The organism is Achromobacter sp. ACM03, assembly GCF_014851665.1.
Lineage (GTDB): Bacteria > Pseudomonadota > Gammaproteobacteria > Burkholderiales > Burkholderiaceae_B > Achromobacter > Achromobacter aegrifaciens.
On sequence record NZ_JACVAD010000001.1, the window covers coordinates 161,252 to 182,039 of the forward strand.

Sequence of the window (20,788 nt, forward strand, 5' to 3'; positions counted from 1 at the left end):
GGCGGTCCGGCCCCTGGCAAAATATCGGTTAACGTTGATGTTTTGCTTCAGGGGCGCCGCCCCGCATTCAGGATCCGTATGTTCACCGGTATTGTTCAAGGCACCGCGAAGATCGCCAAGATCGCGGATCGCGAAGGCCTGCGCACTTTCACGCTGGATTTCCCCCCTGGTTTTTGCGTGGACCTGGCCATCGGCGCCAGCGTGTCCACCGATGGCGTCTGCCTGACCGTCACGGAAATCCTGTCCGAGACCCAGGCCACTTTCGACGTCATGCTGCAAAGCCTGGCCATCACCACCCTGGGCAGCTACCAGGAGGGCGACCGCGCCAACGTCGAGCGGGCCGCCAAGGACGGCGCCGAGATCGGCGGCCATCCCTTGTCCGGGCACGTGGATTTCACCTCTGAAGTGGTGATGGTGAAGTCGTCCGATACCAACCGCCTGATGCGCTTCAGCATCCCCGAGGCATTCCGCAAGTATGTCTTCGCCAAGGGCTATATCGCCATCAACGGCGCCAGCCTGACCGTATCGGAGGTCAACCGCGCCGAGGGCTGGTTCGAGGTCTGGCTGATTCCGGAAACCCGCCGCATGACGGTGTTCGAGGACAAGCAGGTGGGCGATTTCGTCAACATCGAGATCGAACGCAGCACCCAGGTGGTGGTCGATACCGTGCGCGAAACCGTGCAGGAAAGCCTGGGCAAGCTGCAGCCGCTGCTGGAAGCCATCCTGAAGGAAAAGGGGCTGACGCTGGAAGACTTCGTCAGTCCGCAGGGCAAGCTGAAGTAGTGAGCGGGGGCGAGCGGGGCAGGCGGCGCTTGGCCCCTCAGCCGGAAAGCCGGGCCGAAGTCAGGTCCGTCAGCACGCCATTTTCCAGGACAGCCATCGTCAACTTGTCGACCGTGCCGCGGATTTCAAGTCCGTTGCGGTTCAATTCATCGCACAGCGATTTCATCAGCGCCCGGTTGGTGGACGACCCCATGGTGATGTGCGGCACATAAGGAATGTCCAGGCGCAGGGTCGGCGCCAGCACCTGGCGGTACAGGGCGTCATGCAGCCGCGACAGCTGGCTGTGGCCTTCATCGGGAACCAGGTACGCGTAAGCGTGCGCGGGGTCGGCCCCCAGCATGGCGTAACGGCATACGAAGTCTATCGGGCCGTGCAGGCCTGCGACCTCTTCGAGGTGCTGCTGGTAGGCCTGTTCGTCGATGCCCGCGCAGCCGAATGCCATGGTGAAGTGCGCCTGCACCAGCGGATGCTGGCCGTCATGCTGGCGCCGGAACTCCTCGATGAACGCGGAGTCCGGCGCGCCGAGGCGCGGATAGGCGAGCGTATGGAGCTTTTTCATGCTTCCAGTCTGCCACTGCGCCGCGCGAAAGCAAACCCCGCCGGCTGGCGGCGGGGCGGGGCGTTCAGTAAGAGAACGGCTTGCCTTGCGGCCGCACGCGGATGCCGGGCTGCAGCCGGGTCCAGGGCAGGTCGGCCGGGTCGGCCTGCATCGGGCCGGGCGCCTTGGCCACCAGCACTTCGTGGGCGATGGGCTGGAAGTCCGCGCGGAAGTGCACGGAACTCTTCACCACCAGTATCGCCATCTCCTCGGGCTGCACGCCGCCGACGCGGAACAGGTTGCGGTCCAGCATCTGCGACTTGGTGGCGCTGACCACCACCCGCACGCCGCCGATGCGCAGGCCGGCCACGGCTTCCAGGTCCACGTCCATGCCGTTCATCATCGGCCCGTCAAAGCGCAGCTTGCCGGGCGACAGGGTTTCGACCACGAACTCGCCTTCGAAAGCGGAGTCGCCCGCCACGCCCGATTGGCCTCCCAGGCTCAGGCGGACCTTGCCGCCGATGCCGGCCGCCGTGGCCTGGCGTACCGCCTCGGGGTCGTAGAACAGCCCCAGCGCGGCATTCTGGGCATCGGCCTGCACCAGCGCGCGCAGCATGCCGGTGGTGTTGGCGTCGCCGCCCGCGCCCGGATTGTCCTGCGTGTCGGCGATGACCACGGGGCGCGATGCGCCCGCCGCCAGCGCCTGCGCGCGGCGCACGGCCTCGGACGGATCGAGGAAGTCGGGCGACCATTGCGGCTCCAGTTCCAGCACGCGCTGGTACAGGGTTTCGGTCACGCGTTCGACGGCTGCCGCATCGGTGCCGTAGGCCCAGACCACCGGGCCGCACTCGGGGAAGTCCGCCGCCGGAAAGCCGGGCGCGAACGAGATGGAGGCCACGCCCGGAGTCTGCTCCAGGCTTTCCAGCAGCTCGTACACACCCTTGGACGGCTGCAGCATCGTGCACATGCCGTTGATCGGAATCAGGAAGGGCAGGCGGCGTTCGCTGCGGCTCCAGCTGTCGCCGGCCGCGATACGGGCCTGCAGCAGGCGCGCCGCGTGCTCGCCGGCGTCGGCCATGTCCACATGCGGATAGGTGCGGAACGCGGCCAGGCCGTCGGCTTCCTGCAGCATCTGCGCGGTGACGTTGGCGTGCAGGTCCAGGCTGGCGATCACCGGCACGTCGGGTCCGACGATCTGGCGCACGCGCGCCAGCAGTTCGCCTTCACCGTCGTCCAGGTGTTCGGCGACCATGGCGCCGTGCAGGTCGAGGTAGACGGCGTCGTAGCTGCCGTTGCGGGCCGCGTCCAGGATTTCGCCGGCGATTCGTTCGTAGGCGTCGCGGGTTACATGGGCCGAGGGGCTGGCGCCCGCCCAGATCACGGTCTCGACCGTATGGCCCTGGGCCAGCGCCGCGTTGATGAAGCCGCCGGCGGGGATGTTGACCTCGCGCAGCGCCAGCATGTCCTTGCCGCGCACCATGGCGGGGAATCCTTCGCCGCGCACGAAGTTGTCGTAGGCGGCGAGCGACGGCGCGAAGGTGTTGGTTTCGTGCTGGAAGCCAGCAACCAGAATATGCATGATCGTTTCCTGTGAGTTGGACTTCAGGCGCGGGCGGGCGCGGAACGGGGCGGACGGTTCACCAGCAGGAGCAAGGCGCCTGCCACCAGCAAGGCGGAGATCACGTACAGGCCGCCAGCCAGCGTGCCCGTGGCTTCCTTGGACCAGCCGATGATGGACGGGCTGAGGAATCCGCCGAGCAGGCCGATGCTGTTGATGAGGGCGATGCCGCCGGCTGCTGCCTCTCCTTTGAGGTACTGCGAAGGAATCGCCCAGAATACCGTGTAGGAGGCCCACATGAAGCCCGTGGCCAGGGTGATCGCGCTCAGGGATAGCGCGAATTGCGTCGGCGCGGCGGTGGCGATGCACAGGGACACGCCGGCCAGGAGCGCCGGAATCAGCGTATGCCAGCGCCGTTCCTGCATGCGGTCCGAGCTGCGCGCGAACCACAGCATGAAGACCGCCGCGGCGATGTAGGGGATGGCGGAATACAGGCCGATCTCCATGGTGTCGTGCACGCCCGCCAGCTTGAGCAGCGTGGGCAGCCAGAAGCTGACGGCATAGATGCCGCAGATCAGGCAGAAGTAGGTCAGGGCCATGCCGTAGATGACGGGGTCGCGCAGCACCTGCTTGAAGGCGTGCTTCTGCTGCGTGCCGCGGGTCTCCAGGTCGGCCGCCAGCAGCGCTTTTTCGTCGGCGCTGAGCCACTTGGCCTCGGCCGGCTTGTCGTCCAGGTAGCGGTACGCGATGACGCCCAGCAGCACGCAGGGCAGGCCTTCCAACAGGAACATCCATTGCCAGCCGTCCAGGCCGTGCGCGCCCGAGAACGCGGTCATGATCCAGGCCGACACGGGGCCGCCGACGATGCCGCCGATGGGGCCGGCCAGCATCACCACCGCCATGACGCCGGCCATGCGCGACTGCGAGTACCAGTAGGTCAGGTAGAAGATCATGCCGGGCGCGAAGCCGGCTTCGAATACGCCCAGCATGAAGCGCAGGACGTAGAAGCTCCATTCGCCCTGCACGAACAGCATCGAGGCCGAGGTCAGGCCCCACAGCACCATGATGCGGCTGATCGTGCGGCGAGCGCCGATGCGGGTCAGCAACAGGTTGCTGGGCACTTCGAAGATGACGTAGCCCAGGAAGAAGATGCCGGCGCCCAGGCCGTAGACGGCGTCGGAAATGCCGATGTCCTGCTGCATCTGGAGCTTGGCGAAGCCGATGTTGATTCGGTCCAGGTAGGCAAAGACGTAACAGAGCAGCAGGAAGGGCAGCAGGCGCCACGTGATCTTGCGATAGAGCGGGGCCAGGCGCGGGTCCGCGCCCGGCGTGGTCGGATGGGGCATTGCATGTCTCCTCGCGCGGGTCTGGCGCCCGCGCTGGCTGGGGTTGGGCCGGAAACCCTGTGGCTTCCGCGGCCGCCATTATTGGAAGACAGGGGCGTTCCGAACAATGACCGGGGTGATAAATTATCGTTGCCCTGTGGGCAACGCTTGTATCACCTTCAACCGGCGCCACCCGGCGCCCCAGGAACGCGGGACATGCAGGAAATCAGCCAGGTTCGCCTGAAGTACTTCAACGAGGTCATGGCCTGCGGCTCGATCCGGGGCGCGGCCGACAAGCTGGATACCGCGGCCTCCGTGATCAGCCGGCAGATCCAGCTGCTGGAAAAGGAACTGGGCGTGCAGTTGTTCGAGCGGCGCTCGCGCGGGCTGACGCCCACCGAGGCCGCCGATATGCTGCTGGAGTACCACCGCGGCTGCCGGGCCCAGCAGGAACATCTGAATGCGCGCCTGCAGGAATTGCGCGGCATGCAGCGCGGCAACGTGCAGTTGATGATCAGCGAAGGCTTTATCGACGGCCTGATGGAACACGTGGTCGGGCCATTCTGCATCGAATATCCGCAGATCAACATCAGCGTCAACGTCGGTTCGGTCAATGAGGTGGTCGAGGCGGTGGCCTCGGACGCGGCCCACATCGGGCTGGCCTACAACCCGCCGGTGGACCCGCGGCTGCGCTGCCGCGCCAGCCGCAAGCATCCGGTCTGCCTGCTGGCGGGCCGCGGCCATGCCCTGGCCGCAAGGCGCGGGCCGCTGACCATCGCCGACATCATGCCGTATCCCTTCGCGCTGATGTCCGCGCCCTACGGGCTGCGCCAGGCGGTGGACCTGCTGGAATTCACCGAGCGCATCCATCTGACGCCCAGCCTTACCACCAATTCGCTGCGCGTACTGAAGCAGTACGCGATGACCGGAGCGGGCGTGACGCTGATGCCGAACCTGGGCGTGCATCATGAGCTGGCCAGCGGCGAACTGGTGGCGATTCCCATCGCGCATCCCATCCTGAGCGCGCCCGAATGCCAGGCGCTGCTGCGGCTGGGGCGGCCGCTGTCGTCCGCCGCCAATGAGGTCATGCGGCGCATAGAACAACGCCTGCCGGCGTTCTCGGGCGGCTGAGCGCCAGCGCGTCGGGCCGCGCCCGCTTACAATGGGCGCACTTTCGGAGGTATCACCATGTCGGTCACAACCGATATCAAAATACGCCCCCTGGAGCGTGGCGACCTGCACTTCGTGCACAAGATCAACAATAACGACGTCATCATGCGTTATTGGTTCGAAGAGCCTTACGAGGCCTACGACGAACTGGTCGCCCTGTATGACCGCCACTTGCACGACCAGAACGAGCGGCGCTTCATCATCGAGCACGACACCGGGCAGCCCGCCGGCCTGGTCGAGCTGGTGGAAATCGACTACATCCACCGCCGCGCCGAATTCCAGATCATCATCGCGCCCAGCTATCAGGGCCGGGGCTACGCCAAGGCGGCGACGCGCATCGCTGTGGGCTATGCCTTTCGCGTGCTGAACCTGCACAAGGTCTATCTGGTGGTGGACAAGGACAACACCGCCGCCGTGCACATCTATGAGCGCTGCGGCTTCCAGATCGAAGGACTGTTGAAGGAAGAGTTCTTTTCCAACGGCGGCTATCGCGACGCCTACCGCATGGCGCTGCTGCAGCACGACCATCTGCGCGACGTGGGGCCTGGCGCGCCGGACGCGCCGGTGCTGCGCGACTGGCCGCAGGAAGAGCAGGCGGGCTGAGGCCTGCTTTTCCCGGCGGCCATGCAATGCATGCGCCACCGGGAATCGGACTGCTCCGCGTCAGTGTGCCGCAGGCGCCGCCCGCAACAGCCGCAGGCCGTTCGCCACCACCAGCAGGCTCGCGCCCACGTCGGCGAACACCGCCATCCACAGCGTGGCGTTGCCGGTCATGGCCAGGGCCAGGAACACGGCCTTGATGCCCAGCGCCAGCGCGATGTTCTGCACCAGCACGCGATGCGTGGCGTGGGACAGACGCAGGAAAGTGCCGATCTTGCGCAGGTCGTCGTCCATCAGGGCCACGTCCGCCGTTTCGATGGCGGTGCCGGTGCCCGCCGCGCCCATGGCGAAGCCGATGTCGGCGCGCGCCAGGGCGGGGGCGTCGTTGATGCCGTCGCCCACCATGCCGACGCGACCGCCAGACGCCAGCTTGCTTTCGATGGCGGCCAGCTTGTCTTCGGGCAACTGATCGCCGCGCGCTTCGTCGATGCCGACTTGTTGCGCGATGGCTTGCGCGGTGGGCGTGTTGTCGCCCGTCAGCATCAGGGTGCGTACGCCCAGGGCGTGCAGGTCCGTGATGGCGGCGGCGCTGGTCGGCTTGACCGTGTCGGCCACGGCGGCTACGGCCAGCACGCGATTGCCGTCGGTCAGCGCGATGGCGCTCTTGCCCTGGCGTTCCAGTTCGTCCAGGCGCGCTTCCAGCTTGGGGCTGGAGACGCCCAGTTCGCGCATCAGACGGCGGTTGCCCAGCTGGAAGGTCACGCCGTCCAGCGTGGCGCTGACGCCGCGGCCGGGCAGGGCGGTGAAGTCCTGCACGTCCAGCAAGGCCGTGCCGGCGTCGCGCGCGGCATTGGCCACGGCCAGCGATACCGGGTGGTCGGAGCGGGCGGCCAGGCTGGCGGCGACCAGCGCGGCCGGCTGGCGGCTTTGGTCAGACACGTCCCAATCCTGGATGTCGGTCTGCACCGGCTTGCCGTGGGTCAGGGTGCCGGTCTTGTCCAGCGCCAGCCATTTCAGGTTGCGGCCTTCTTCGAGGTACACGCCGCCCTTGACCAGGATGCCGCGGCGCGAGGCCGCGGTCAGGCCGCTGACGATGCTGACCGGCGTGGAAATGACCAGCGCGCAGGGGCAGGCGATGATCAGCAGCGCCAGGGCGCGGTAGATGGCGTCGAACCAGGGCTGGTTCCAGAACAGCGGCGGCAGTACCGCCACCAGCACCGCGATGCCCACCACGGCCGGCGTATAGATGCGCGAGAAGCGGTCGATGAAGCGCTGGGTCGGCGCGCGCGCGCCTTGCGCCTGTTCGACGGCGTGGATGATGCGCGCCAGCGTGGTGTTGCCGGCGGCCGCCGTGACGCGGTATTCGAAGGAGCCGGCCGCGTTCACGGTGGCCGCGTAGACCGGGTCGTCCTGCGTCTTTTCCACGGGCAGGCTTTCGCCGGTGATGGGGGACTGGTCCACCGCCGAGCTGCCGCTGACGATGATGCCGTCGGCGGCGATGCGTTCGCCCGGGCGTACCCGCACGATATCGCCCACCTGCAATCTGGCGGCGGGCACTTCGAGCCAGTCGCCATTGGCCTGGCGCACGGTCGCCGTTTCCGGCGCCAGGTCGAGCAGGCCACGGATGGCGTTGCGCGCCCGGTCCAGGGAGCGGGCTTCGATCAGTTCGGCCACGTTGAACAGGAACATCACCATCGCCGCTTCGGGCCATTGGCCGATCAGCACGGCGCCGGTGACGGCGATGCTCATCAGGGCATTGATGTTGAGGTTGCCGTTGCGTACGGCGATCCAGCCCTTGCGGTAGGTGCTGATGCCGCAGGCCAGGATGGCGGCCACGGCCAGGGCTGCGGTGACGCCCAGCGGCCAGCCGGCGAAATGCGACAGTTCCGACAGCGCGGCCAGGACGCCGGAGCCGCCGATCAGCCACCAGTTCACCGGTTTGGCGGCAGGGGCTGGCGTGCCGGGAGCGTTGTCGGCCAGGGGCTCGGGCGTCATGTCCAGCGACTTGATGGCGGCCATGACACGGTCCAGCGCGCCTTCGGCGTGCACCACGGTCAGCACGCGCTGCATCAGGTTGAAGTCCAGCGCGTGGACGTCGGCCATGTTGTCGAGCTTTTTGCGGATCAGCGTTTCCTCGGTGGGGCAGTCCATCTGGCCGATGCGCAGGCGCGCCAGCGACTGGCCCGGGCCCGCGGTCAGCGTGGCCGCGCCGGCGCCCGAAACGGTGAAGGGCTGGCCATCACCATGGCCGCAGCAGGCGTCGCCGCCGTGGTCGTGCTTGTGGCTGCGATTGTGCTTGTGATCGTGCGCGTGGTCATGGCCGGCATGGTCGTGGCTGTGATCGTGGCCCGCGTGGCTGTGATCCGCGTGATCATGGCCCGCATGATCGTGTCCGGCCTGGGCCTGGGCGTTCTTGGCGGGCGCGTCGCAGCCGTCGTGCGCGCAGCAGGCGCCGCCTTGCCCGGCGGGCATATGTTCGTGTTTTTTGACCGGAGGTAAAGACATCGTCCTCTGCCTTGAAATAAGCTGGTGACGCTATTCCACACCTTGGAGTTACTATAGGGTCAACCCCCTATATCAATCGGATGCGATCCGGGAGGCAGCGATGCGTATCGGCGAATTGGCCACGGCGGCCGGAACCACGGTCGAGACCGTCAGGTATTACGAGAAAGAAGGGCTGTTGCCGGCCCCGGAAAGGGGACTGAACAACTACCGCAGCTACGGCCAGCCCCATCTGGAGCGGCTGCGCCTGATCCGCAACTGCCGCGCGCTGGACATGACGCAGGACGAGATCCGCGCCATCCTGTCGCTGGCGGATAACCATCAGAGCGGTTGCGGCCCCATCAACGAACTGTTCGACGAGCACATCTCCCACGTGGATGAACGCATCGCCGAACTGACCCAGCTCAAGACCCAGCTCACGGAATTGCGCCAGCGCTGCCTGTCGGCCCGGCCCGACACGGAAGACTGCGGCATCCTGCATGGCCTGAGCGAAATGCAGGTCGAAGAGCGCCAGGAACGCCACACGCACCTGGGCTGACAGCGGCCCTGGATAGGGCGGCATCACGTAGCACGGGCCTGATGGCCTAGGGAAAACCCGCCGCGCAAAAAGCGCGGCGGCGTCTTGTTGCGTCCAAAATCAGCATGTAAGATGTCCAACATCCAACAAATAATGACAAGGCAGCCGCGGTCGACGATTGGCGACGCCACACAGAGAGGCAGACAAGCATGGATTCCAAGCCCTTGGGCCGATTCACCGTTCTGGACCTGACGCGAGTGCGCTCGGGTCCCGCCGCCGTGCGCCAGTTCGCGGACTGGGGCGCCACCGTCATCAAGATCGAAGAGCCGGGCGACGAGCAGGACGACAAGCCGGGCGGCTCCGCCCAGTTCGCGGACTACCAGAACACCCACCGCAACAAGCGCAGCGTCACGCTGAACCTGAAGCATCCGCAGGGCCGGGCGCTGTTCCTGGACCTGGTGCGCCAGGCCGACGTGGTGGTGGAAAACTACCGGCCCAACGTCAAGTTCAAGCTGGGCATCGACTACGAGACGCTGCGCCAGGTGAACCCGCGCATCGTCTACGCCAGCGTGTCCGGCTTCGGCCAGGACGGCCCCTACGCCGGACGCCCGGGGCTGGACCAGATCGCGCAGGGCATAGGCGGGCTGATGTCGGTGACGGGCGAACCCGGCCGCGGCCCCATGCGGGCGGGGATTCCGGTGGCGGACCTGACCTCCGGCCTGTTCTGCGCCATCGGCATCTTCATCGCGCTGCTGGAGCGCGAGGTGTCGGGGCAAGGGCAGTGGGTGCAGACATCGCTGTTGCAATCGCAGGTCTGGATGATGGATTTCCAGGCGATGCGCTGGCTGATGAACGGCGAGGTGCCTGGCCAGAGCGGCAACGACCATCCCACCAGCAGCCCGACCGGCGTGTTCCCCACCAGCGACGGCTATATGAACATCGCGGCCATGGGCAACGACATCTATGCGCGCCTGTGCCGCGTGCTGGAATTGCCGGAACTGATCGAGGACGAGCGCTTCCTGACGGTACCGCTGCGGGCGCGCAACCGACCCGCGCTGAACGCGGCCATCGGCGCGCGCACCGCGACCCGGCCCACCGCCGAATGGATAGCGCTGATGAACAAGGAAGGCGTGCCTTGCGGTCCGATCCTGGGCATGGACCAGACATTCGAGGATCCGCAGGTGCGCCACCTGGGGCTCAGCCGGGAGATCCGCCATCCCGCGCTGGGGCCGATTTCGGTGGTGGGGCAGCCCATGATCCTGAGCCGTTCCACCACCGGGGAAATGGCGCCCGCGCCCGAACGCGGCCAGCACAACGGCGACGTCTATGGCGGCATGCTGGGATTGGCGCCTGCCGACTTGCAGCAGCTGGCCCGCGAAGGCGTCATTTAAGGGATACGTCCAGGCACCGAGCATAAAATCGCCGCCAAGGCCGCCCGCGTATCCGGCGGCCCAGACGGAGACAGCCCAGACATGAACGCACCATCCACCGCCGCCGCCGACCAGGTCTTTTCCAGCCTGGGACGCCCCGACAACCTGCCGGACGAGATCGCTTCGCAGATCCGCCAGAAGATCGTGGCGCGCGAATTCGAGCCCGGCCAGCGCCTGCCCACCGAGTTCGAACTGGCGCAGATGTTCGCCGTCAGCCGCAATGTGGTGCGCGAGGCGATCGCGAGGCTGAAGCTGTCGGGGTATGTGGATACGCGGCGCGGCGTGGGGTCCTTCGTGGCGCAGGACGTGGGCACGCGCAATTTCGAAATCGCGCCGGAAGACCTGCTGCAGCCCGAGCCGCTGGCGCACATCTTCCAGCTGCGCGTGGAACTGGAATCCGGCGCGGCCGCGCAGGCGGCCCTGCACCGTACCCCCGAACAAATCGAAACCCTGCGCCAGGCCCTGCAACGGGTCGACGCGGCAGGCAATGACTGGCAGGCCGGCGCCGACCACGCGCTGGACTTCCACATGGCCGTGGGCGAGGCCACCAACAACCCTTATTTCGTGCGCCTGTTGGCGCACCTGCGCCACGTGTTCCGCGGCGCCGTGCGCACGCTGCGCTACACCAGCGCCGGCACCGAGCGCGTGCCGGAAATCGAACGCGAACATCACCGCATCTTCGATGCCATCGTCGCCGGCGACAGCGAGGCAGCGCGCCTTGCCATGCGCGTCCACCTGACCAACGGCATACAACGGCACCAGACAGTCATACAAGGAAAGCAACCGTGACCATACAACGCATCCTGCAGGGCGACATTACCGACAACATCGTGGCCGAGAAGCGTGGCGCGATAGGTTGGCTGACTTTCAACGATCCGCAGCGGCACAACGCCGTATCGTTCGCCATGTGGGAAGCGGTGCCGGTAGTGCTGGAAGCCTTTCGCCAGGACCCGGAGATCCGGGCAGTGGTGCTGCAGGGCGCGGGCGGCAAGGCCTTCGTCAGCGGCGCCAACATCTCGCAGTTCGACAAGCTGCGCAGCGGCGAGGACGCGGTGGTGGAGTACGAGCGCGTGGCCGAAACCGCGCAGCTGGCGCTGTACGACTACGACAAGCCCACGATCGCGTACATCCAGGGCTATTGCATCGGCGGCGGCCTGAACATTGCCCTGTGCTGCGACATCCGCATCGCTTCCGACAACAGCAGCTTCGCGATTCCCGCAGGCAAGCTGGGCCTGGGCTACCGCCTGACCGCGATCCGCAACCTGGTGACGGCGGTCGGCCCGGCCAACGCGCTGGAAATCTTCCTGACGGCGGCGCGCTATGACGCCCGCGAAGCCAAGGAGCTGGGCCTGATCCGCAGGGTCGCGCCGGTGGACGAACTGCCGCAGGTGCTGGAAACCATGCTGGCCCAGATCCAGGCCAACGCCCCGCTGACGCTGCGCGCCGGCAAGAAGATGATCCGACAGCTTCAGCAGCTGGGACCGGAGGTCGACGTGGAAGGCATGCGCCGTCTGGTGCTGGAGTGTTTCGAAAGCAATGACTACCGCGAAGGCCGCAAGGCGTTCGCGGAAAAGAGAGCGCCGGTGTTCACCGGTACCTGATCTCCGGCCGCGGGCCGGATTCCCTACGCGGCTTTCAGGTCCGCGCCGTCGCCGGCGCGGCCCGGGGAGGCTTGCGTCCTGAATCCGCCGCGGACCGGATCAACCCGGCCACCGATCCCACCGGGGACGGCCTGGCCATAGACCGCGCAGCAGAAGCGCGGCGACGAGGAGACAGACATGAAAGCGGTTTATCTGAGGGCAGGCCTGGCTGGCCTGGCGGCGTGGCTGTGCGCGGCGCCGCTGCACGCGCAGGGGGCGTACCCAAGCCAGCCGGTGCGCATCGTGGTGGGCTACGCCGCCGGCGGCACCACGGACATCCTGGCCCGGGCGCTGGGCGAGCAGTTGAGCAAGGAGCTCAAGCAGCCCGTCATCATCGAGAACAAGGCTGGCGCCGCCGGCAACATCGCCGCGGCCTCCGTGCAGCAGGCCGCGCCGGATGGCTACACCTTGTTCATGGCGACCGTGTCCAGCCATGGCATCAATCCGGTCGTGTACAAGAAATCGCTGGGCTACGACCCGGTGGGCGGCTTCACGCCGGTCAGCATGATCGCGTCCATCCCGCTGGTGCTGGTGGCCAATCCCAAGCTGCCCGTGGCGTCGGTGGCCGACCTGGTCAAGCTGGCGCGCGAGAAACCGGGCGACCTGAACTATTCCTCCAGCGGCAATGGCTCGCCAGTGCACGTGGCCGGCGCCATGTTCGCCTCGGAGGCCAAGGTGCAGATCCAGCACGTGCCGTACCGCGGCGGGTCGCTGGCCAATTCCTCGGTCATGAGCGGCGAAACCCAGTTCAGCTTCGCCACCTTGCCGGCTGCCTTGCCGCAGGTTCGCGCGGGCGCGCTGCGCGCCCTGGCCGTGACCACCCGCGACCGTTCGGCCGAACTGCCCGACGTGCCCACGGTGGCGGAGGACCCGATGTTCAAGGGCTACGAGATCAACACCTGGAATGCGTTGATGGCGCCCAAGGGCACGCCCGATGCGGTGGTGGCGGTGCTGAACCAGGCGGTGGCGCGCTCGCTGGCCGTGCCGGCCTTGCAGACCCGCTTCAAGGGCGAGGGCGCCACGCCCGGCGCCAGCAGCCCGGCCGAGCTGGGCCAGTTCGTCAACGCGGAGCTGACGCGCTGGGCGGGGGTCATCAAAGAGGTCGGCATCCAGATCGAATGACCTCTGGCGGTCCGGGGGGATGACGGCCTGGGGCGGCGGAGTGGCGTAATATGAATTGTGTTTCTTTCTCATTGACGCCCGATCCGATGACCACGACCCAGACCGCCACCCCGCTGCACGCCCTGAATACCCGCCGTTCCTTCAAGTTCCTCCGCGCCCCGGCGCCCAAGCCCGAGGAACTCGAACAGATCCTGCAGGCGGCGATGTCGGCGCCCGACCATGGCGCCTTGCGCCCGTGGCGTTTCGTGGTGATCCAGGGCGAGGCCATCGGCAAGCTGGCCGATCTGGCGTTGGACGCCGTCAAGCGCAGCGGCGATCCGCGCATGACGCCGGAAAAGGAAAAGTCGGTGCGTGAATGGATGGCCGGCGTGCCGCTCTTCGTCGCGGTGGCGCAGAAGATTGCGCACGACAACACCAAGATCCCGGAGCAGGAACAACTGCTGGCCACCGGCGCCGCCACCATGAACCTCCTGAACGCCGTGCACATGCTGGGCTACGGCGCGTTCTGGAGCACCGGCATCGGCACCTACGTCGAAGACGTGCAGAACGCGCTGGGCCTGGACGCGCTGGACTACCGTTTCCTGGGCTTTCTGGCCATCGGCACCCCGGCTTGCGCCGTACCGCCGGCCAACCGCCCGGACTACCGCGAATTCGTCACGGAGTGGACCGGTCCGGTCTGAGTCTGCCGCCCTGGATGAAGCAAACCGGCCCATGGCCGGTTTTTTTATGGCATCTCCGGCTTAGCGCCGGCCCGGGATCGGCCGGAATGCGGCGCGCACGAGCTTCTCCAGGCCCCAGCCCGCGAAGTAGAAGAGGGCCAGCGTGGGCAGCCCGATCAGCAGATAGCCGCCGACCCAGGACAGGTCTCCCAGCAGGCGGTCCAGGTTCAGTTCATGCAGCAGCGCCAGTTGCGGCGCCAGCGGCAACTGCAGCAGCACGAAACGCCCCTTGTCATCGCCGTCGGCCGAGAGCGCGCCGGCAATGCAGAGGATGACGATGGCGAGGTACAGCGCGGCGAAGACGATGCCGGTCCAGCAGAACCATCTTGAGGCTGTCGATCCGGGCACGTGGCTTTCCAGGGAATCAGGGACGGCAAGTATAGAGCGCTCCAAGCCTGGGATGGGGCAGGCGGGGCGCATGCCGCGCTTGCGTGGCGGGGAATAAATAACAATAATTCTTATTTTTATTGACCCGCTACCGCGCCTTCCCCCATGTCCCATTCTGCGCAGCCGACGCAGCCTACCGCCGCCCAGCTGTACGAGGCCCATCATCCATGGTTGCAGGAATGGCTGCGCCGCCGGCCGGGCTGCCGCCACGATGCGGCCGACCTGGCGCACGACACCTTCGTGCGGGTGCTGACCGGCAGTCGGGCCGAGGTCATCCGGGAACCGCGCGCCTTCCTGACCACGCTGGCACAGCGCACGCTGTACACCTTCTGGCGTCGCCGCGAACTCGAGCGGGCCTATCTCGACAGCCTTGAACTGCTGCCGCAGGCTCATGCGCCCAGCGAGGAACAACGCGCGCTGGCGGTCGAGGCCCTGATGCAGATAGACCGCGCCCTGCAACGCCTGCCGGCGCGCACGCGCCAGGTCTTTCTGCTGAACCAGCTGGAAGAACTCACGTATCCGCAGATCGCCGAGCGCCTTGGCGTGTCGGGCATCACCGTCAGGCGCTGCATGAAACAGGCCGTCACGCTCTGCGTCGCGGCGCGCCTGGCGGCATGAGCGGGCCCACGCTGCCGGCGGACCTGGAGGCCGCGGTCGACTGGATGGTGCTGTTGTCGTCGGGCGTGGCTGGCGACGCCGACCGTGCCGGCTTCGACGCCTGGCGCCGCGCCGACCCGCGCCACGCAGCCGCCTGGGAGACGGTCGCCGCGGCGTTGAAGAACACGTTCGCGCCGTTACCCGACGGGGTCCCGGCGCGCGCCGCAGGAGCCGCCCTGGCTACCGCGCCGGCGCGGCGGCGGGCCTTGCGCAACGCATTGGGGCTGGCATTGGCGGCCGGGGGCCTGGCTGTCCTGGTCGACCGGCAGACGCCATTGCGCACGTTGGCCGCCGATCTGCATAGCGGCACCGCCGAGCGCAGCACGCACACATTGCCGGACGGCAGCCTGCTGACCCTGAACGCCCGCTCCGCGGTGGACCTGGAATTTGGCGGCCGCGCCCGCGTGCTGCGGCTGCGGGCCGGCGCGGTGTACGTGCGGGTGGCGGCCGATGCTGCACGGCCGTTCATCGTCGCCAGTCCCGATGGCGAGGTGCAAGCCCTGGGCACGGTGTTCGGGGTGGCGCGCGATGAGCGGGGCAGCATCGCCAGCGTGATTGAACACAGTGTCGAAGTGCGCGCGGCCGGCCAGCGGCGGGTCCTGGCGGCGGGCGAGGGCGCGCGTTTCGGCGCGGATGGCGTCGGCGCGCCGGACGCCGCGCTGGCCGAGGCTGCAGCCTGGCGGGACGGCATGCTGGTGGTGCGCGACCGGTCGCTGGGCGAGGTAGTGTCGGCCTTGCGGCCGTACCGGCGCGGTTTCCTGCGTATCACGCCCGAAGCCGCCCGGCTGCGGGTGCTGGGGGCCTTTCCCCTGGACGACACCGATCAGGTGCTGGAGTCCTTGCGCCAGACCTTGCCGATCGAGGTGCGCGCCCTGACCGGCTGGCTGGTCAGCATCGACCTGCGCAGCCCGTCAGTCGAAAAAAAATGATCGCCTGCGCCGGGTCCGCTGGACATACCTCCTGAAGCACACACTTGCAGCAGGAGATTCCATGTTCCCCGTTCGTTCCGCGCCGCGCCTGGCGGCCGCGTTCCTCATTGCCCTGGCGGTGCCGGCCGGCCCCGCCCAGGCGCAATCCAGCACCCAGGCGGGCGCATCCGCCGCGCTGCGCTACGACCTGCCGGCTGCGCCGCTGGCCGACACCTTGACCCGCATCGCGCGCCAGAGTGGCCGTGCCGTGTCGGTCGAGCCGGCGTTGGTGGCGGGTCGCCAGGCCCCCGCCGTGGTCGGCGTCTACACCGCCGAACAGGCCTTGCGGCTGGCCCTGATGGGTAGCGGGCTGGAGCTGCGGATCACCGCCAACGGCACCTTCAGCGCGCAACCCCTGCCGCAGGGCGGCGCGGCCATGCTGGAGCCCGTGCGCGTGACCGCCGCGGCCGAATCGCCCACCGGCCACGTCGACGGTTACGTGGCCCTGCGCAGCATGGCCGGCGCCAAGACCGACACGCCGCTGATCGAGACGCCGCAATCGGTGTCGGTGGTCACCAGCGACCAGATCCGCGTCGTCAAGGCCGCCAGCGTCGCCGACGCGCTGGGCTACACGCCGGGTGTGGCGGCCCAGTCGCCGGCTTTCAGCCGCATGGTGGACGACCTGATGTTGCGCGGCTTCAACGTGGCCACCGGCAATTCGGGCCTGCTGCGCGACGGACTCAAGCTGCAGTCCAACGTCTACGATGGCGGCCAGGAACCCTATGGACTGGAACGTGTCGAGGTGTTGCGCGGCGCGGCCTCGGTGCTGTATGGCCAGCTCACGCCGGGCGGGGTGGTCAACACCGTCAGCAAACGCCCGACCACCGAGCCGCTGCGCGAACTGAACCTTGAGACCGGCAGCTACGCCCGCCGGCAGGTGTCGGGCGATTTCGCTGGCGCGCTGACGGAAGATGGCACCTGGTCCTATCGCCTGACCGGCCTGGCGCGCAACGCCGACAATTGGGTCGATCACGTGCCCGACGATCGCACCTACCTGGCGCCGGCCCTGAGCTGGCGGCCCAACGCGGCGACCTCGCTGACGCTGCTGGCCAGCTACCAGCGCATCCGCACGCGTTTCGCGGCTCCGATGCCGGCGGCCAACACCTTGAACGGCCAAATCCCGCGCGACCTGTTCATCGGAGAACCGGACTTCGATCGCTATGACACTGACACCTACACCGCCGGCTACGTGTTCGAGCACGCCTTCAACGAGCGCGTCAAGCTGCGCCAGAGCGCGCGCTACTTCACCGCTTACGGCGAGTGGGACTATCTGTCGTTCGGTGGCCTGCAACCCAATGGCACTACGCTGCGGCGCGGGGTTGTGAGCCGAACCGAGAACTCGTATGGCATCGCCGCCGACACCTCGCTGGAATTCAAGCTGGAGGGGGGCGGGTTGCAGCACACGGTGCTGGCAGGCCTGGACTATTACCGCAGCAACTACGACACCAGCCGCCACTCGGGCACGGTGGCGCCCTTGGGCGACATCTATCATCCCGTCTATGGCGCGGTGCCGGTGGTGAACACCGCGCGCAACAACGGCTTCGTGACGCGTTCGAACGGCATCGGCTTCTACCTGCAGGACCAGATCAAGATCCATGACCAGTGGGTGGTGGTGCTGGGCGGGCGCCAGGACTGGGCCGATACGGACCAGCGCAGCCATGGCAGCGGCGCCGCCACCCGGCAGCGGGACACGGCCACCACCGGGCGGGTCGGCCTGGTGTACCTCGCGCCGGCGGGCCTGGCGCCTTATGTGAGCGTGAGCCAGTCTTTCGCGCCCACCGTGGGCATGGACCGCGCCGATAATGCCTTCAAGCCGACCAAGGGCGTGCAGTACGAATTGGGTCTGCGCTACGAGCCGCCTGGCAGCGACATGCTATACAGCGCTGCCGTCTATGACCTGACGCAGACCAACGCCCTGACCGCCGATCCGGTGGATCCGACCTATTCGGTGCAGACCGGCAAGGCGCGCTCGCGCGGCCTGGAACTGGAGGCCAAGGCGCGGCAGGGGGCGCTGAACCTGACCGCGAGCTATGCCTACACCGATGCGCGCACCATCCGCAGCACCTTGCCCGAACTGGTCGGCCAGCGCACCACGCTGGTGCCGCTGCATAGCGCCGCGGTGTGGGCCGACTACAACCTGACGGCGGCGGGCGTGCCCGGGCTGACCCTGGGCGCCGGCGTGCGCTACGCCAGTTCGACCAATCTGCCGGGCTATCCCGCGGAGGTGCCGGGCCAGTTCCTGGTGGACGCGATGGCCGCGTACGACTTCGGCGCGGTCTCGCCCCAGTTCAGCGGCCTGTCCTTGACCGTGAACGCGCGCAACCTGTTCAACCGTGGTTACCTGTCGTGCGCCGGCGCCACCGGTTGCCGCTACGGCGATCCGCGCACGCTCTACGCGACTCTCAGCTACCGCTGGTAGCGAGGCCCGGCGCGGCCCCTGTCTCGGGGCTGCGCCCTGTGCTACTCTGGCTGCCGGTCGTGCATGTTCATCCCTTTGCACCGGCCGACGATGGCAATGTCCGAGGTCACCCCCTTGGGCAGTGTCTTGGTAAGAAGAATGCGCATGACACGATCAAGCGTGGAGACAATACATGAGCCAATATGGGCCGTTGAAGTTGCACGTCCCGGAGCCTACAGGGCGCCCGGGTTGCAAGACCGATTTTTCCTACCTGCACCTGTCGCCGCCCGGCGATGTGCCCAAACCCCCCATTGATGTTGCCGCGGTCGATACCGGCGGACTGGCATACAGCCTGGTCCGGGTGATCGCGGACGACGGCAGCGCCGTCGGACCGTGGGCGCCGGAACTCAGCCACGAGCAGCTGCGCGCGGGCATGCGCAACATGCTGAAGACGCGTCTGTTCGATGCGCGCATGCTGACCGCCCAGCGCAAGAAGAAGATCTCGTTCTACATGCAGAGCCTGGGCGAAGAGGCCATCGGCACGGCCCACGCCATGGCGCTGGAGCAGGGCGACATGTGCTTCCCGACCTACCGCCAGCAAAGCATCCTGCTGGCGCGCGACGCCTCGCTGGTCACCATGATGTGCCAGTTGATGTCCAACGAACGCGATCCGCTCAAGGGCCGCCAATTGCCGGTCATGTACTCCGACCGCGAACGGGGCTTTTTCAGCATCTCGGGCAACCTGGCCACGCAATTCATCCAGGCGGTGGGCTGGGGCATGGCCTCGGCCATCAAGGGTGACACCCGCATCGCCTCCGGCTGGATCGGCGACGGCGCCACCGCCGAGGCCGACTTCCACACCGCACTGACCTTCGCCCACGTCTACCGCGCGCCGGTCATCCTGAACGTGGTCAACAACCAGTGGGCCATCTCCACCTTCCAGGCGATCGCCGGCGGCGAGGGCGCGACCTTCGCGGGCCGCGGCGTGGGCTGCGGCATCGCCTCGTTGCGGGTGGACGGGAACGATTTCCTGGCGGTCTACTCCGCCTCGCGCTGGGCCGCCGAACGCGCCCGCAGCAATCTGGGACCGACCCTGATCGAATGGGTGACCTACCGCGCCGGGCCGCACTCCACGTCCGACGATCCCTCCAAGTACCGCCCCGGCGACGACTGGAGCCACTTCCCGCTGGGCGATCCGATCGCGCGCTTCAAGAAGCACCTGATCTCGCTGGGCATCTGGTCCGACGAAGAGCATGAAGCCGTCAAGGCCGAGCTCGACGCCGAGATCCTGGCGGCGCAGAAGGAAGCGGAAAGCTACGGCACCCTGGTGGACGGCCACGTCCCCAGCGCCGCCAGTATCTTTGAAGACGTGTACAAGGACATGCCGGAGCATCTGCGCCGGCAGCGTCAGCAGCTCGGAGTCTGATCATGGCTATCGATAACAACGCTGGTCCGGCCTCCGCGCCGATGACCATGATCCAGGCTTTGCGCTCGGCCATGGATGTGATGCTGGAGCGCGACAACAACGTGGTGGTGTTCGGGCAGGACGTCGGCTATTTCGGCGGCGTGTTCCGCTGCACCGAAGGCCTGCAGACCAAGTACGGCAGCTCGCGCGTGTTCGACACGCCCATCTCCGAAGGCGGCATCGTCGGCGTGGCGGTGGGCATGGGCGCCTACGGCCTGCGTCCCGTCTGCGAGATCCAGTTCGCCGATTATTTCTATCCCGCTTCGGACCAGATCGTGTCCGAGGCCGCGCGCCTGCGCTACCGCTCGGTCAACGAATTCGTCGCGCCCATGACCATCCGCATGCCTTGCGGCGGCGGCATCTACGGCGGCCAGACGCACAGCCAGAGCCCCGAGGCCATGTTCACGCAGGTCTGCGGGCTGCGCACGGTGATGCCGTCCAACCCGTACGACGCCAAGGGCCTGCTGATCGCGGCCATCGAGAACGACGACCCGGTCATCTTCCTGGAGCCCAAGCGGCTCTACAACGGCCCGTTCGACGGCCACCATGACCGGCCCGTCACGCCCTGGACCGGACGGCCGGGCAGCGTGGTGCCCACCGGCTACTACACCGTGCCGCTGGATACAGCAGCCATCGTGCGCCCCGGCAACGCGCTGACCGTGCTGACCTACGGCACCACCGTGCACGTGTCGCTGACGGCCGCCGAGGAAACCGGCATCGACGCCGAGATCATCGACCTGCGCAGCCTGTGGCCGCTGGACCTGGACGCCATCGTCAACTCGGTCAAGAAGACCGGCCGCTGCGTGGTGGTGCACGAAGCCACGCGCACCTGCGGCTTCGGCGCCGAGCTGATTTCGCTGGTGCAGGAACACTGCTTCCATCATCTGGAGGCGCCCGTGGAGCGCGTGACCGGCTGGGATACGCCGTATCCCCACGCGCAGGAATGGGCGTACTTCCCCGGCCCGCGCCGGGTCGGCGAAGCGTTCAAGCGCGCGATGGAGGGTTGAGA

19 protein-coding genes are annotated in these 20,788 nt (G+C 67.5%); 14 read left to right on the forward strand and 5 right to left on the reverse strand.

What is annotated here, in order from left to right; genetic code table 11:
- Positions 1-78 precede the first annotated feature (78 nt).
- The gene (locus IB257_RS00675; RefSeq protein ID WP_192491714.1) at positions 79-783 is read left to right on the forward strand and encodes a riboflavin synthase subunit alpha; all 705 of its coding nucleotides are present in this window, start codon (positions 79-81) and stop codon (positions 781-783) included.
- 37 nt (positions 784-820) lie between these two features.
- Here IB257_RS00675 and IB257_RS00680 read toward each other — a convergent pair whose 3' ends face one another.
- The 3 genes from IB257_RS00680 to IB257_RS00690 form a co-directional block, all read right to left on the reverse strand.
- Complete coding sequence (locus tag IB257_RS00680) at positions 821-1,342, reverse strand: 2'-5' RNA ligase family protein (RefSeq protein ID WP_175213187.1); 522 nt, start codon at positions 1,340-1,342, stop codon at positions 821-823.
- 64 nt (positions 1,343-1,406) lie between these two features.
- A complete protein-coding gene (locus IB257_RS00685) occupies positions 1,407-2,900 on the reverse strand; it encodes a M81 family metallopeptidase (protein WP_192491715.1) in 1,494 nt (497 codons plus the stop codon).
- Positions 2,901-2,923: 23 nt separating this feature from the next.
- Complete coding sequence (locus tag IB257_RS00690; protein ID WP_175162611.1) at positions 2,924-4,225, reverse strand: MFS transporter; 1,302 nt, start codon at positions 4,223-4,225, stop codon at positions 2,924-2,926.
- Between the two features lie 195 nt (positions 4,226-4,420).
- Between IB257_RS00690 and IB257_RS00695 the strand changes: the two genes are divergently transcribed.
- Positions 4,421-5,335 (forward strand): LysR family transcriptional regulator, encoded by a 915-nt coding sequence (locus IB257_RS00695; protein WP_119449121.1) that lies wholly within the window; start codon positions 4,421-4,423, stop codon positions 5,333-5,335.
- 57 nt (positions 5,336-5,392) lie between these two features.
- Positions 5,393-5,977: a spermidine N1-acetyltransferase gene (gene speG, locus IB257_RS00700; RefSeq protein WP_013393257.1), complete on the forward strand. Its 585-nt coding sequence runs from the start codon at positions 5,393-5,395 to the stop codon at positions 5,975-5,977.
- A gap of 60 nt (positions 5,978-6,037) precedes the next feature.
- Here speG and IB257_RS00705 read toward each other — a convergent pair whose 3' ends face one another.
- Positions 6,038-8,446, reverse strand: coding sequence for a heavy metal translocating P-type ATPase (locus IB257_RS00705; protein WP_370540083.1), 2,409 nt, complete (start codon positions 8,444-8,446; stop codon positions 6,038-6,040).
- Positions 8,447-8,579: 133 nt separating this feature from the next.
- Here IB257_RS00705 and cadR point away from each other — a divergent pair, with 133 nt between their 5' ends.
- From cadR to IB257_RS00735, 6 genes are all read left to right on the forward strand, one after another.
- A complete protein-coding gene (gene cadR, locus IB257_RS00710; RefSeq protein WP_054456564.1) occupies positions 8,580-9,014 on the forward strand; it encodes a Cd(II)/Pb(II)-responsive transcriptional regulator in 435 nt (144 codons plus the stop codon).
- A gap of 188 nt (positions 9,015-9,202) precedes the next feature.
- Positions 9,203-10,384 carry a CaiB/BaiF CoA-transferase family protein gene (locus IB257_RS00715; protein ID WP_054456565.1) on the forward strand — a complete coding sequence of 394 codons (1,182 nt, stop codon included), beginning with the start codon at positions 9,203-9,205 and terminating at the stop codon, positions 10,382-10,384.
- Positions 10,385-10,465: 81 nt separating this feature from the next.
- A complete protein-coding gene (locus IB257_RS00720) occupies positions 10,466-11,212 on the forward strand; it encodes a FadR/GntR family transcriptional regulator (protein ID WP_054456566.1) in 747 nt (248 codons plus the stop codon).
- On the forward strand, positions 11,209-12,024 hold the full coding sequence (locus tag IB257_RS00725; RefSeq protein WP_119449125.1) for an enoyl-CoA hydratase: 816 nt from the start codon (positions 11,209-11,211) through the stop codon (positions 12,022-12,024). Before IB257_RS00720 ends, IB257_RS00725 begins: the two co-directional genes overlap by 4 nt.
- Positions 12,025-12,201: 177 nt before the next feature.
- Complete coding sequence (locus IB257_RS00730) at positions 12,202-13,185, forward strand: tripartite tricarboxylate transporter substrate binding protein (protein WP_082401186.1); 984 nt, start codon at positions 12,202-12,204, stop codon at positions 13,183-13,185.
- Between the two features lie 86 nt (positions 13,186-13,271).
- Positions 13,272-13,865, forward strand: a complete 594-nt coding sequence (locus IB257_RS00735; protein ID WP_041653427.1) for a nitroreductase — start codon at positions 13,272-13,274, stop codon at positions 13,863-13,865.
- Between the two features lie 60 nt (positions 13,866-13,925).
- On the opposite strand, the gene IB257_RS00740 is transcribed toward IB257_RS00735, so the two are convergent.
- Complete coding sequence (locus IB257_RS00740) at positions 13,926-14,252, reverse strand: hypothetical protein (protein WP_192491717.1); 327 nt, start codon at positions 14,250-14,252, stop codon at positions 13,926-13,928.
- Positions 14,253-14,396: 144 nt separating this feature from the next.
- Here IB257_RS00740 and IB257_RS00745 point away from each other — a divergent pair, with 144 nt between their 5' ends.
- The 5 genes from IB257_RS00745 to IB257_RS00765 all read left to right on the forward strand — a co-directional run bounded on the left by IB257_RS00745 (position 14,397) and on the right by IB257_RS00765 (position 20,786).
- Positions 14,397-14,909, forward strand: coding sequence for a sigma-70 family RNA polymerase sigma factor (locus IB257_RS00745; protein WP_192491718.1), 513 nt, complete (start codon positions 14,397-14,399; stop codon positions 14,907-14,909).
- Complete coding sequence (locus IB257_RS00750; protein ID WP_175182245.1) at positions 14,906-15,877, forward strand: FecR domain-containing protein; 972 nt, start codon at positions 14,906-14,908, stop codon at positions 15,875-15,877. Before IB257_RS00745 ends, IB257_RS00750 begins: the two co-directional genes overlap by 4 nt.
- 61 nt (positions 15,878-15,938) lie before the next feature.
- Positions 15,939-18,335 carry a TonB-dependent siderophore receptor gene (locus IB257_RS00755; protein WP_192491719.1) on the forward strand — a complete coding sequence of 799 codons (2,397 nt, stop codon included), beginning with the start codon at positions 15,939-15,941 and terminating at the stop codon, positions 18,333-18,335.
- 172 nt (positions 18,336-18,507) lie between these two features.
- Complete coding sequence (locus IB257_RS00760; RefSeq protein ID WP_054456572.1) at positions 18,508-19,740, forward strand: 3-methyl-2-oxobutanoate dehydrogenase (2-methylpropanoyl-transferring) subunit alpha; 1,233 nt, start codon at positions 18,508-18,510, stop codon at positions 19,738-19,740.
- Between the two features lie 2 nt (positions 19,741-19,742).
- Positions 19,743-20,786: an alpha-ketoacid dehydrogenase subunit beta gene (locus IB257_RS00765; RefSeq protein WP_054456573.1), complete on the forward strand. Its 1,044-nt coding sequence runs from the start codon at positions 19,743-19,745 to the stop codon at positions 20,784-20,786.
- Positions 20,787-20,788 lie beyond the last annotated feature (2 nt).